The sequence below is a fragment of the Labilibaculum manganireducens genome, assembly GCF_963665805.2.
In the GTDB taxonomy this organism is placed as follows: domain Bacteria; phylum Bacteroidota; class Bacteroidia; order Bacteroidales; family Marinifilaceae; genus Labilibaculum; species Labilibaculum manganireducens.
This window is the reverse complement of sequence record NZ_CAXXEE010000003.1, coordinates 2,454,561-2,466,558: the sequence shown is the minus strand read 5'-3', so window position 1 is coordinate 2,466,558 and position 11,998 is coordinate 2,454,561. Positions and strand designations below refer to the sequence as shown.

Sequence of the window (11,998 nt, the reverse complement as noted above, 5' to 3'; positions counted from 1 at the left end):
GCAATCATTATTCACAGGTTAAATATTTTTTATTCATTTTTTTTATTCTATTCGCAATTAAAGTTCTAAGAACTTCAGGTTTTAATACTTCTATTTTCTCACCGAATGAGAAAAGTAGTGATTCTAATTCATAATTTAATTGAAGCTGCAATTCTATCAATGCTTCTCCGGCATCATCTTTTTTAAGCTTCTGTGAGCCATGTATGGGCTTGGAAACAATATATGGGAGCAATTCTTCATTTATTTTTAAAACCACTTTTTCAGGCTTAAGACTATCATTAACTGAAACGCCAATCACATCTTCAAAATATTCCGTAAAATCGATATTTGAGTTTTGTATGTATTTTAATTTACTGTTTACTATTTCTTGAATGCGGTCGAGTGCTAAATTAGTAAGGTTTTGATATTCGCTATTTAAACCAAATAAAAACCAGCGGTTGTTGAATTGTTTTAAATGATATGGGTGGATTTCAAAAGTTAATTCTTTGTTTGTCTTAAACGGTTTATATGTAATCTTTAAAACCCTTTGATTAACGATTGCACTGTAAATATCTCCAATGTGTTCACGCCCTGTTAGGTATGGATTTTCTTCAAAGCTTAATATATTATCTTCTGTCTTTAAGTGGAAGGTCTGTTCTAATCGGGCTTTCATTTCTTCGACCCATTCAAATTGGGGCATACCTTTAAATCTTGAAAGTGTTAGCAAAGATTCTTTTAATTGCTGACTGTTAATTGAAAAGCTTAAATCGATATAGCGATAAAAAGCTTTACGACCATCTTTTATTGATTCAATAGGAGCGTCAAACCCTTTAGAATCTTGCATGAATTTTATATCATCATAGATTTGTCGACGCTTAACTCCTGTAGAGTTGGGGGCAACATCCAACAATGCTTCATTACATGCATCTATTAAATCCTCAATATAATATTGTTCACCCGGATTTCGGAAGCATTTATCCAAAGCTTGGTATCGAATTGTTGCATTTTTGTTGGTTGACACGGTAATTATTGTTTGGCGGTAAGTATTTGCTCAATTATTTTTAACGCTTTTGTAGCTGTTTCTTCCTCTTTTACTAATTCGAAAACTTGACCAGCAAGCCAAAGGGCAAGAAGTTCTTCGGAGTTTACTTCAAATAGTTCTGCTAATTTAATCACTTGTTCACGTTTTGCTTTTCTTTCGCCTCGTTCAATCTTGCTGTACATAGGAGTATCAATCTCTAAGCTTGCAGCTAATTGCCGTTGAAGCAATTCTTTCTCTTCTCTGAGTTCTTTGATTCGTATTCCTAAAAACATGATTATTTAATTTGTGACTTGTCAATTTCTGGCTAATTTATAAAATAATACAGTAATTACACATTAAAAACAGAACATAAATTTAGATCCAGTAATGTTTTAATGACAGTAAAAAAGTAACGATGCCATAAACACCATAAGAACAATAAGTACCATAAAAAACATAAGAGCCAAACTTGGAAGTTTGACTCTTATATTTTTGATTCCTGAACCAAGAAGTTATAACCGATTAACAGGAAAACTCATAAAATCTCGTTTTTTATATTCATTAAGTTTGTACTCCAAATCATACTTTAAACTCTCATCAATTAATGAAAAATCGAATTCAGTCGAAAAAATTGAAATCAAATCCATCAGGAATTCCTCGCACCAATTCATCAGTTCCTTTTTATCTTTTTGATACAAAAGTCTAGCCATTTCTCTTCCAATTTTTTGATCAAACTGCACCATGGTGTCAGCCTCTTCTTCATTTACAGAATCAAGCAATTTATTGTAATATTTCTCCTCATTAATCAAACAAAAGCAGAGAGCTGTTTTATCTGAATCTTTCAGATCTTTTAAATAGGTAGTTGTTAATAGGCTTAGCTCTTCAAAATAATGATTTTCTGATTGGCCATCCTGAAAAGCAAGTGTTTCAAACTCTTCTCGAATCGTATAATATTTCACCCCATCTTCATCTTCCTTTTCTTCCAGGTTAATCGCTTTACGAAGTAGATCAACCACAAGTAAATTTCCATAGTCAACTAAAGCTCTATAAATATCTTTAGTCACATACATTTCATTTGATAATTCAATCATTGGTGTGTTTTTAGTAATTAGGTTAAGGTCAAATACCATAAATTATGGTGAAGGTGGGAGGGATGGCAATTATGGTATTACCATATATTTGTAAAAATTAGTCTTCATCATCAATATTGCTCAAACCAAATTCCATCAACAAGTGCTGTATATTTAGCGTTAACATGTACTTCTGTTTCTCCATCTTCTTCGAAAATCTCAAGGATTATTTCAAAAGTACTATTTGTTGGGAGTGTCACTTTTAACTTTTCAAACACCTTTTTGTATCCTGGAAGACTGTCTTTCATTTTGGGTTAGAAATCACAAAAGAGGGATTCGATTTCGGTCCAATTGTGCTTATTTATTAATTCTTTTAATATCATAATGTATTTTCTTAATCGCATTCACATGCATTTACAAGTCATATTCCTGAACTAAAATCTCAATGGGTATATTTAGAATCACACTCAATTTTCTGATTAAAGGCAGATCTAATTTCTGTTTTCTATACAGTACGGTTGTTATTGGAAATTCTTCTCCAATCAGCTTTATTAAATCTGTTAACTTCAAGTGTTGCTCTTCCATTCTTAATTCAATCGCTTTAATCGGATGTGGCATTCCGATAGGATGAAATCGTTCTTCATAATCGGCCACTATGAGAGAAAGAATATATAACTTCTCTTCCTCCAGACTACCTTCGTTGCAATCAATCAGATTATCTATTTCTCTGAGAGCTTCATCTAGTTGCTCATCATTTTTTATTGCAGATACTTCTACCATTACCAATTCTTTTAGTATAAAATTTACCTTCTGTCACTTTACGAGCTGTACCGAGTGTTTTCCATTTTTTCAAACGCATGTGTAGTAAAAATCAAGTGTTGTGCTAGGGTTTTCCGTAGCTAAAACATGGCTTGCTACTTCCAAAATTTCGTTAGCATGTTCATTTTCTATTATTACATAGCTGAAAAGAATTCAAGTACTAATCTCCAATCAGGAAACGAATAGGAGGCAAACAGAAGTGACCGTTCTTTGAAGTTCTCTTGTACTTTCCCTTCTGCAGAATCATCAATCAAATCAGATAAAAAGATTAATTTTCTTACAGTATCAAATCCCAGATTCTTCTCAGTGTAAATTCGTATTTCAGTATAAAATAATGGATTCTTTTTTAAAAGGAGCATGCAAAATAGAAACATCAATTTTTGACAAATCTGATAATAAATGAAAAACCTAAATTGCTCCTTTTATCGGTTTTAGCTTTCTGAAAAAAAATAATTTTAGATTGTGGATATTGCGTGTTTGGATTCCTTTTTAAAGCATTATTATTTGCTCCAGAGAAGTCACCTGAAACATCATCCATATCCATATTTATAATTTGATTCCTCTCCATGATTAATAGTCAGAATTTATATGAAAAATAAAAATAATTGAAACAACTTATCTTTCATAATGTTTCAGGTGGAATTGATAAACTTTTAAAAAATAAAATATAATTTTACAAAGTTTCAGACCAAAAGAATCTGATAAAGAAAAAACAATGTAAACCTTAAGCTTCTTAATATCTTCTTGTTAAGAAATCATGTAAACCAGTGTAAACCCAATGTAAACCTAAATAGTAACACCTAAATAACTAAATATCAAGAAATAACAATAATAAAATAATATAGGTTTACAGGTTTACATTGAAAATTCATATTTTTCGTATAGATTTTATTCTAAAGACAAAAAAAGAATCCACATCTCAGTAGATTCTTTCTTCTTATTTTAAACTATTCTAACGCTTTAATTTTTGTGCCTTGCTCAAATCCTCGTAAGATTGAATATATGTCTCCAGCGCTTCTGCAATAACCCTCCCAATGGGTTTTCTATCGTAAAAGGCAATTGCTTTAATTTTATTCAACTGTTCGGAATTATAATAATAAGTTGCCTTAACTGATATTATTTTTTCTTTATCAGCTTTTTTTTCCGGAATACTTGGTTGGAGTAATCCATCAATTCCAGATTTAAAATTCTTTTTTGCCATAACTTATGGTTTTAATGTTGATTATGGTTCTTATGGTATCAAGTAGCTAACAATCACTATTGTTTGCTTAAAAATTCCTCACACAGTTTTAAATAATCTTCAGCACCATTGCTATTGGGGGCATATCGAAAAATATCCATACCTGTTGAGGGGGCTTCTGCCAGTGAAATGTTTTCTCTAATGGTAGAGTCATATAACCTTCCCTTAAAGTGATTTTTCAAAGCTATCTGCACATCACGATGCAAGACCTTACGATGGCTAAACTGGGTAATAAGCACTCCTTCGAGCTTTAGTTTGGGATTAATTCTGGATTTGATTTTTTTAGCAACATCTGCTAATCCACTTAAGCCCTGAATACTTAAATGGTGGGGAAGGACAGGTATTATGAACGTATCGCAAGCAGAAAGGGCATTTAAAGCAATTAAACCGATGGAAGGGGAACAGTCAATTAGAATGAAGTCATATTGATCCTTTACAGGCTCTAACAGTTCTTTAAGCAGAAATTCCCGGCCAGGTTCATTATTCATTTCGTGTTCTAACGCATTCAAGTCCATGCTAGATGGGACGATATATAAATTATTTATCACCTTTATTGGTGAGATTTCAGATGCTCCTTTTAAAGCTAGATATATATTATTTTCGGAACCATCTATCCCTAATGATTGAGATAGATTAGCCTGCGGATCTAGGTCTACAAGCAATACGCTCTTTCCCTTAAGACTTAAAGCTACTGAAAATGAACATATTGACGTGGTCTTTCCGACACCACCTTTCTGATTAATCATTGAAATTATTTTAGCCATAATTCTTTTTCTAAGGGTAATTGTTCAAATTCAAATAAATATGCACTCCCAAAATCTTTAATCGTATGAGAATCGATTCTGCCTTTCTGCCAAGTTTTTACAAATGACTTTTGATCTTTTAGCAGGGCTAGCAATGTGTTAAAGTCCAATTCTGATTGGTTTTGAGACAAACAAAACCTTTTATACAAAGGATAAATTAAACTAAAACGAATGCCTAATAAACTCTTCTCGTCAAGTTTAACGATTCGATAATGTTGCTTATTTATCTTCAAATCAGACTTTAAGAATTCAATTGCATTCCAAAACTGGTTTACCTCACTAATTTTTTGAATTGATTCATTTTGCTCCCTTGCATTTTCAAGTAAACATTCATACAGTTCATTATAACTCATTGGAAACTCTAATTTAGAACTTATTACTTTGTATATCGCAAGTAATAATGTCACATGCTTCACATTCCTTTCAGAATAATTTGCAGTCGAGTGATTTTGATATTTCAGTTCATGATAGACAATATCAAATTGCTCCTTAAACTCCTTTAAAAAATCAGATCTTTGTTTTAATATTTCAAGTATTACATTACCGAATCCGGATTTTCCTTCCTTTTTAAGTGTCTGGAAAGCTTTTGTTTCTTCATCTGAAAATAGATGACTCGCAAAATTTAGGATTATCATTCTACTAAATAATGCTGAAGACATGATTGGTAAATAGTTGCCATCTAACATGATTGCAGAATTAACCTGAGTATCGTGAGTTTTATTATCTTGGGTTGTCTGAGCACGAGAATACCCAATTCCATCATAAGCAGTCTTTAAAAAACCAACAATTTTGGATTCAATCTTACTATCCAGCTCTTTGAGATACAAGAGAGCATTTCTTTGCTGATCAGCACTCCTTGCTACCGATTTAGAGGTTGATCCAGCTTCTAAGGACAAGCCTTTGTTATCTGCTCCAAACAAGTTCAAAAGTATTTCTGAAAATGAGGTTTTTCCTACACCATAACCACCAAACAGAAATACAAATGGAAAAAATCCAATTTCTTTGAATATGATATCCCGGAACAAAGCACCAATTAAAAAGCATATTCCTACTGCAGCTTTATCTTGGTATGCTTTATAAAACAGATTGGACCATTCCTTAAATTTTATCTTACCGGGTGAAAAATTGAATTTTCGTTCCTTATCAAACCAAGGAGAATATTTATTAATTACACTAAAAGCAGGTATGTAGAGACACTTTCCATTTGCTTTTACTACACCAAATCTATCCACTTTTCGAAAACTTCCATTGTGAATTACTCCATTACTAAATGCATACAGGTTAAATTCTGGTTGGTATCCTAAAACTCCTACATTATGAGCTGTATCTTCTCTTTCTCTCAATGACTCTAAAATAATATCCAGCTCGTTTTGAGTACCTAAAAAAGAAAATCCTCCAACCGATGCAATACTTGACTTAAAGCTCTTAACATTGAGATTTTTGGATGATATTGTTAGTAATTTAGATTTACCCGATCTGTTTTGAAGAAAGAAGATTCGATTTGCATCATCCGATCCATCAGGTAAAAAATAAAAGATTGTCATTATGAAATTTGAAATCCTTCTTTCACGAACTTTACCTTTGTATTGATCCTCGACGTAATAACAGCTATTTCTCTTGAAAAAGTTAAACTCCTCTATGTCTTCATTCTTATTTTCGGAATTAGGAATAAACTCAGGAAATAACTGCTTATAATTCTTCTTCTCAGACAAAAAAGCTGTCAATTGATTCTCTTGTAATAAGTCATTGCAATCCTTGTTAACAGGGAATACACAACGCTTAATTGATTGTATCTCAATATTTGATTCCATAATAGAATCATATATTTTTTCTGCTGCCTCATTACCGGCTTTATCGTTATCTAAAGCAAGAACAACATGCTTATTTGTAATGTAATTCCTTAGATGATCCGCTGTAATATTATTTGAGCTGCTAAATATGGCAATGCTCGATTCAGTATCTGCTAAAGACAAAGAATTGATAACTCCTTCAACAATAAAAATCTGTTCTGAATCAGCCTTAAAACAAATGTCATATATTGCACCGTCCAAACACCCTTTATTGCAATATCTCTGTCCGTCCAAAACATTTAAAAATCTTTTGTTAATTAGTTTTTCGTCTTTGTCGAAAAATACAAGTGCATCAGCGTTTCCGTTAATATTATTATTTTGATAGAATGCGTTTTTTGGCAAACTCTCAGTATCAATACCTCGCTTTTCTAAATACTTGGTAACTTCAGGTGTAGAATTACATTTAATGGCATATATCTGTTTTTCAAATGCAGTTCTAATCATTTGAGAAGACTCAGATATTGAAGTTGATTCTATCAAAAAATTATTTTTTAAATATCTCAGTAATTCAGGCATGTCACATCCCAAAGCTTCCTGTGCAATATTGAAACAATCTTTAGCTTTGTCTGAACCGCCAAAGTTTTTTATCCAATATTTTCCCTCATGAAGTTTTAAGATACTAGATGGAGTTTTCTCATCGTGAAGTTTAAATTTTTTGTTTGGTTTAGCTTGAGGTATAAACTGTTGAATAATATTTAATTGTAGTTCTGTGTTGTTTTTTATTCGTTCTATTAGGTCAGAACTATAAAATTTATTATTTTTGTTCATGTAAAACGATGTTTATTAAAGCATTATTGAAAATTGGGTGGAAGTGCAATTCCACCTTTTTTTTATCTACTTATTCCTATTCTCTTTCGTTTTTTACGATTCTTTTCGAATTCATCTTCTTCATCTTCTCCTATTGAATTTTGATGTATAAAAATAGAACTAGATATATGAGAGCTCCTGTCAGACTCCCTGCTAGTATCGATGCCAGATATATTTTCACCTTCATGTATCGAATTGAATTTTTCATCTCTTGTGCCGTGTTCTCCAACTGACTCATCTTTTGCTCTGCTAAACGAAGAATTCTCTGGTAAATCACCTGTTGATCGTGAACTACTTTTGACTCCTCCTTGATTTGAATCACTAACTCTTTCACATTGCTCGTTATTGGAAATAATGCCTCGGTTAGCTCTTGAATATTTTTCTTGTTCGTATTCTGCAAGCGTTCTATTTGTTGATCCAATATTTGAGTTCTTTCCCTGACTTTCTTTTGGGCCAATTCTTTGATCTCGTTCATAGCTTAATTGATTTTTAATTTTATTCCAGGAATAAGCTTTACCCAATTGTGAAGCTTTAAATTTTACACCATCTAATTCGAAGCTAGCTCCGAATATTTTCCCTTGTTTGTTTTTGTGAAACAACACTTTCGCTCCAGCTTGATTTATCTTAGACTCAAAATCTGACAATGAACAAGCATAAGCCAATACTTCTTTGGTAATAATCTGAAGCTGTGTTCTTACAGGGATCTGACCGGTACGTTTGTAATTCTCAATCTGACCCTTTGATAAAGCTTTATCTTCTACTTTATCAGATGAAATCACTTCTTTCAAACCAAATTCCTTCTCTAACTCACGAACTACTTTTTCTGAGCGTTTGTAATTCCATTTGTCAGAAACTACATCGCCATTCATGTCAATCCGATTCGCCAATAAATGAATGTGAGGATGCTCTTGATCAGTATGTCGATAAATTAGATACTGAGAATTACCAAATCCCATTTTATCAAGATATTTCTCCCCAAGTTCTTGAAATTGCTCATTGCTGAGATGTTCATCTGGAGCTATGCTTAAAGAAGTATGGTAAACAGTCTTTGAAACATTTGGTTTCAATACGCTAATTAAATCGAATTCTTTGGCGAGAGTTTTGGGATCAGTTCCAAGCATATTTGTACCGATTAATTCCCCATAGCCTTCTTTGATTTTTTGCTCGTTATAGTTGAGGACACCACGAAACGAAGTCCCAACGATTTGTTTGGCTATCATTACTTCAAAATTTGTTTATGAATTTCAACCAGTAGTTTTTTTAATTCTAGTAATTCATTGAATATTTTTGGGTAATGGCTGTTGTTAATGCGTTTTGTTAATTGATTGAGGTTGCTGCCAATCGCTGATAAATTGCGATATGTATTTCTATCAAGACCGCTATATCTTACACTTATTCTTCCTTTGGAGAATGCTGATCTTCGAATCCAATTTGCAACTGAACATGGAATTTTAGCTGCTTCCTCTTCGGCAAATTCACGCTCAGATTTAGATAAGCGGATGTTGGTCTGGAATAGAAGTTTTTTCGATTCTGCGACTCTTGGTCTAGCCATGATCTGAATTATTTTCTAGGTTTATTCATCATGTAATTATTAGCCTGGTCATCTAATTCTTGTTGAGATTTAATCTTGTTACTCAATAAGAAATCATCTAAATCCTTTCGGGCAAAAAATATCATCTTTCCAGATGGCTTAGAATGTTTTATTTTATTAATAATACGATATAGATAACTTTTTGAATATCCTGTATAGGTTACAGCTTCATCAAAGTTCAAAATAGCTTTCTGAAATAAAAGTATTTTAGCTAGTCTATCTAACTTTACTTCTATTTGATCTAGTTTTTCATTGCTCATGATAGTCTCTTTTTTGATTAATATCAAACAACAGTATGGTACCATACTAGTATCGTTTCTCTCATTGCAATGTTCCCTAATTACTTTAAAGCAAACAACCCCACACTGCTTTTAGTGTGGGGTTGTTTTTCATATATAAAATAGATATTCAGAGGTTTACTGTATTGTTTTATAATTCCATTTTAAATTATCTAATTCTTTTACTATTTTAAGAATTAATTTTTGTCTATTTTTTTTAGGAGGGTTTTTTTGATACTTATAGTACTCATTTCCTAGATTTGGATTATGCTTTATTTCCTGTCCTTTAAAAGTAAAATGATCACACATCCATATGTATATATCTTTAATTTCTGTAATATTTAAAGTTTCATTAATGATATGTACGAAAAATAGTAGTTCATTTTTGTTCTTAAGCCAATTGATACGTCCACTTCTGTTTCTGATAAAATTGTAAAATTGATTTCTATTTCGTTTTATTAATCCTAAGGATACAAGCGAATCATGACATTGATTTATAAGCTTCGTGTTTTCTTTTAAGTTCTGAGCTATTTTTTTGTATTTAATCTCCAAGTCAAAAAGATTTTCTTTTAATATTTTTGGAAATTCAGACTTCATTAGACTTTTTTGAAAATGTAAAGATTCAGTTTCTTCTTTATGGATTTTCAAAAATTCTTCTTCGGTCAAACCTTCCTTTTGATTAAGCTCATTAATTCTTAGTATTTTCATTTTTTCATAAAAATGGATTGTGCTGAAATAAAACCGACCGTTATAAGCTATTGATTCAATATAGTCTTGGATTATTTTATTTAAATTATCTCGAACATATTTAGAATAGTCATTTATCAATTTCAATTCTTTAGAGTTCTCTATTTTATCTCTATAAATAATCATTTCAATATGTATCAATAATCCAAAAAACTGTTCAGTAATACTTTTTTGATAATAGGAAATTACAGCATCACAATCCAAGTAATAATTAAAATTCTTCAGGTATTCACTCAATAGCTTAGAATTTATCTTGTTTTTACAATTTGTAATGAATTCATTTTGAAATGAAAGTACTTGCTGATAAATCTCTTCACTAATTTTGTTCCTATTTTGGAAAATCATTGTTTCGTCATAAAGAGATGCTAAATTAATTTGAAAAACTTCCTCTGATAATGAATTTATTACACGTGTGTATATTGCATTGATGAAATCAGAATCTGTGTCAGCATTAAAAATTTTATACCTAAAATTATCATGATCGAAATTTAAAGTCTGCTTTTTATTAGGGAATTTAAATTCTTTTAAAAATCTAAGTTTCATAAATATTTAAATATTAAGGTCAGGAATAATATTAGCAGCCTCTTTCATTTTCTTATCAACAATCTTGGCATATATTTCGGTGGTTTTTAGTTCTCGATGGCCAAGGCGTTTTGATACAGTGTAAATATCGGCACCCATTTCTAAAAGTAGAACTGCATTGGTGTGTCTGGCACAATGGAATGTTATGTGTTTGTAAATTCCTGTCGCATGACACCAGCGCAATAGGGCAGAGTTATAAGTGACACTGTATCGAAGTCCCTCAAACACTCTTTCGTTAGATTCTCTGCGATTCCCCATCAAGTCTCTAGCTTGTTGCGAAATGTCAAGATATTCGATATCATGAGTTTTTTTCTGTTGAAATATTAATCTTAATTCTCCTTCAGAATCACGAACTTCACTCCAGGTCATCTTTTGAATGTCGGACCATCTTAAACCAGTCAAGCATGAGAAAATAAAAGCTCTCTTTAAAACAGGGTATTTACATTCCGTTTTAGATAACCGTTTCACTTCATCAAAAGTGAGATATTCTCTTGGGGGATTTTCAGCCTTTATAGATTTTACGGCAGTAATTGGGTTGTCTAATAATATTTTATCTTTTTGTGCTTGATTTAAGGAAGCTCTAAACTTATTGAAATAGGAACTTTGTGTATTTTGAGCTAAACCTATATTACTTTTGGTTAAAGCTGTATTTTGAAGATAGTTTTTAAATCCTCGAACAAAGTCCTCGTCTATATCAGAGAATTTAGTATTTGGTGAGCAGTAAGTTTGTAAATGTTTATATACACTATCCCAGTTCCCATAGTTGTTTTTTGAGTTGAAACGATCTTCGGTTAATTTCTTAAAATACTCAAGGAAATTAAATTTTAACTTGTCATCATTCCGAAAACCATGTTTGCCAGAGTTAAACTCATTTACATGTTTAATCCTAATTTTCTCAGCCAACTCAAGGTTATCTTTATTTTCTTGTTTCTGCGCCGGTGTTTTTGGTGTGGAATGAAGGATCAGATTTAGAGTTTCAAATTCTCTAAAGTGCTTTAATTTTCCATTAGGTAGTCTTTTATATCCTTTATAGAATTCTAAATATAAACTCTCTTGAGTATCATTCTTGATTTTACGTCTTTTTAAGATTACTTTCATTTTTACATTTTTTACATTTCTAATAATTCTTTAGTTGTAAAGTGTAAAATAAAAGTAGCAAATAAGTATAACAAACGCAAAAAAGGTAACCCTATCATCTTAGGATTACCTCT

At 31.6% G+C, this 11,998-nt stretch carries 14 protein-coding genes; all 14 read right to left on the bottom strand.

The window, feature by feature from the left end; all coding sequences use genetic code 11:
• Positions 1-7 precede the first annotated feature (7 nt).
• The 14 genes from ACHZAX_RS09485 to ACHZAX_RS09420 all read right to left on the bottom strand — a co-directional run bounded on the left by ACHZAX_RS09485 (position 8) and on the right by ACHZAX_RS09420 (position 11,885).
• Positions 8-1,000, bottom strand: a complete 993-nt coding sequence (locus ACHZAX_RS09485) for a helix-turn-helix transcriptional regulator (protein WP_320018921.1) — start codon at positions 998-1,000, stop codon at positions 8-10.
• Between the two features lie 5 nt (positions 1,001-1,005).
• Complete coding sequence (locus tag ACHZAX_RS09480; protein WP_320018920.1) at positions 1,006-1,293, bottom strand: helix-turn-helix domain-containing protein; 288 nt, start codon at positions 1,291-1,293, stop codon at positions 1,006-1,008.
• Positions 1,294-1,512: 219 nt separating this feature from the next.
• Complete coding sequence (locus ACHZAX_RS09475) at positions 1,513-2,091, bottom strand: hypothetical protein (RefSeq protein ID WP_320018919.1); 579 nt, start codon at positions 2,089-2,091, stop codon at positions 1,513-1,515.
• Positions 2,092-2,201: 110 nt separating this feature from the next.
• Positions 2,202-2,378 (bottom strand): hypothetical protein, encoded by a 177-nt coding sequence (locus ACHZAX_RS09470; RefSeq protein WP_320018918.1) that lies wholly within the window; start codon positions 2,376-2,378, stop codon positions 2,202-2,204.
• Between the two features lie 106 nt (positions 2,379-2,484).
• Positions 2,485-2,850, bottom strand: coding sequence for a helix-turn-helix domain-containing protein (locus ACHZAX_RS09465; RefSeq protein ID WP_320018917.1), 366 nt, complete (start codon positions 2,848-2,850; stop codon positions 2,485-2,487).
• A 173-nt stretch (positions 2,851-3,023) separates the two neighbouring features.
• On the bottom strand, positions 3,024-3,263 hold the full coding sequence (locus ACHZAX_RS09460; RefSeq protein ID WP_320018916.1) for a hypothetical protein: 240 nt from the start codon (positions 3,261-3,263) through the stop codon (positions 3,024-3,026).
• A gap of 578 nt (positions 3,264-3,841) precedes the next feature.
• Complete coding sequence (locus tag ACHZAX_RS09455) at positions 3,842-4,090, bottom strand: hypothetical protein (protein WP_320018915.1); 249 nt, start codon at positions 4,088-4,090, stop codon at positions 3,842-3,844.
• A 56-nt stretch (positions 4,091-4,146) separates the two neighbouring features.
• Complete coding sequence (locus tag ACHZAX_RS09450; RefSeq protein WP_320018914.1) at positions 4,147-4,893, bottom strand: ParA family protein; 747 nt, start codon at positions 4,891-4,893, stop codon at positions 4,147-4,149.
• Positions 4,881-7,550, bottom strand: coding sequence for a toprim domain-containing protein (locus tag ACHZAX_RS09445; RefSeq protein ID WP_320018913.1), 2,670 nt, complete (start codon positions 7,548-7,550; stop codon positions 4,881-4,883). The genes ACHZAX_RS09450 and ACHZAX_RS09445 overlap by 13 nt, the downstream gene beginning before the upstream one ends.
• Positions 7,551-7,612: 62 nt before the next feature.
• Complete coding sequence (locus ACHZAX_RS09440; protein WP_320018912.1) at positions 7,613-8,809, bottom strand: relaxase/mobilization nuclease domain-containing protein; 1,197 nt, start codon at positions 8,807-8,809, stop codon at positions 7,613-7,615.
• Positions 8,809-9,141 carry a plasmid mobilization protein gene (locus ACHZAX_RS09435; protein WP_320018911.1) on the bottom strand — a complete coding sequence of 111 codons (333 nt, stop codon included), beginning with the start codon at positions 9,139-9,141 and terminating at the stop codon, positions 8,809-8,811. The genes ACHZAX_RS09440 and ACHZAX_RS09435 overlap by 1 nt, the downstream gene beginning before the upstream one ends.
• 8 nt (positions 9,142-9,149) lie before the next feature.
• Complete coding sequence (locus ACHZAX_RS09430; protein WP_320018910.1) at positions 9,150-9,440, bottom strand: helix-turn-helix domain-containing protein; 291 nt, start codon at positions 9,438-9,440, stop codon at positions 9,150-9,152.
• Positions 9,441-9,596: 156 nt separating this feature from the next.
• Positions 9,597-10,748 (bottom strand): hypothetical protein, encoded by a 1,152-nt coding sequence (locus tag ACHZAX_RS09425; RefSeq protein ID WP_320018909.1) that lies wholly within the window; start codon positions 10,746-10,748, stop codon positions 9,597-9,599.
• Between the two features lie 6 nt (positions 10,749-10,754).
• Positions 10,755-11,885, bottom strand: a complete 1,131-nt coding sequence (locus ACHZAX_RS09420) for a site-specific integrase (RefSeq protein ID WP_320018908.1) — start codon at positions 11,883-11,885, stop codon at positions 10,755-10,757.
• Between the last annotated feature and the right edge of the window lie 113 nt (positions 11,886-11,998).

What these genes read in the sequence shown, in the direction of transcription:
- ACHZAX_RS09480 (WP_320018920.1), bottom strand. Translation starts at nt 1,293, where the DNA reads ATGTTTTTAGGAATACGAATCAAAGAACTCAGAGAAGAGAAAGAATTG.
- ACHZAX_RS09475 (WP_320018919.1), bottom strand. Translation starts at nt 2,091, where the DNA reads ATGATTGAATTATCAAATGAAATGTATGTGACTAAAGATATTTATAGA.
- ACHZAX_RS09470 (WP_320018918.1), bottom strand. Translation starts at nt 2,378, where the DNA reads ATGAAAGACAGTCTTCCAGGATACAAAAAGGTGTTTGAAAAGTTAAAA.
- ACHZAX_RS09465 (WP_320018917.1), bottom strand. Translation starts at nt 2,850, where the DNA reads ATGGTAGAAGTATCTGCAATAAAAAATGATGAGCAACTAGATGAAGCT.
- ACHZAX_RS09460 (WP_320018916.1), bottom strand. Translation starts at nt 3,263, where the DNA reads ATGTTTCTATTTTGCATGCTCCTTTTAAAAAAGAATCCATTATTTTAT.
- ACHZAX_RS09455 (WP_320018915.1), bottom strand. Translation starts at nt 4,090, where the DNA reads ATGGCAAAAAAGAATTTTAAATCTGGAATTGATGGATTACTCCAACCA.
- ACHZAX_RS09450 (WP_320018914.1), bottom strand. Translation starts at nt 4,893, where the DNA reads ATGGCTAAAATAATTTCAATGATTAATCAGAAAGGTGGTGTCGGAAAG.
- ACHZAX_RS09445 (WP_320018913.1), bottom strand. Translation starts at nt 7,550, where the DNA reads ATGAACAAAAATAATAAATTTTATAGTTCTGACCTAATAGAACGAATA.
- ACHZAX_RS09440 (WP_320018912.1), bottom strand. Translation starts at nt 8,809, where the DNA reads ATGATAGCCAAACAAATCGTTGGGACTTCGTTTCGTGGTGTCCTCAAC.
- ACHZAX_RS09435 (WP_320018911.1), bottom strand. Translation starts at nt 9,141, where the DNA reads ATGGCTAGACCAAGAGTCGCAGAATCGAAAAAACTTCTATTCCAGACC.
- ACHZAX_RS09430 (WP_320018910.1), bottom strand. Translation starts at nt 9,440, where the DNA reads ATGAGCAATGAAAAACTAGATCAAATAGAAGTAAAGTTAGATAGACTA.
- ACHZAX_RS09425 (WP_320018909.1), bottom strand. Translation starts at nt 10,748, where the DNA reads ATGAAACTTAGATTTTTAAAAGAATTTAAATTCCCTAATAAAAAGCAG.
- ACHZAX_RS09420 (WP_320018908.1), bottom strand. Translation starts at nt 11,885, where the DNA reads ATGAAAGTAATCTTAAAAAGACGTAAAATCAAGAATGATACTCAAGAG.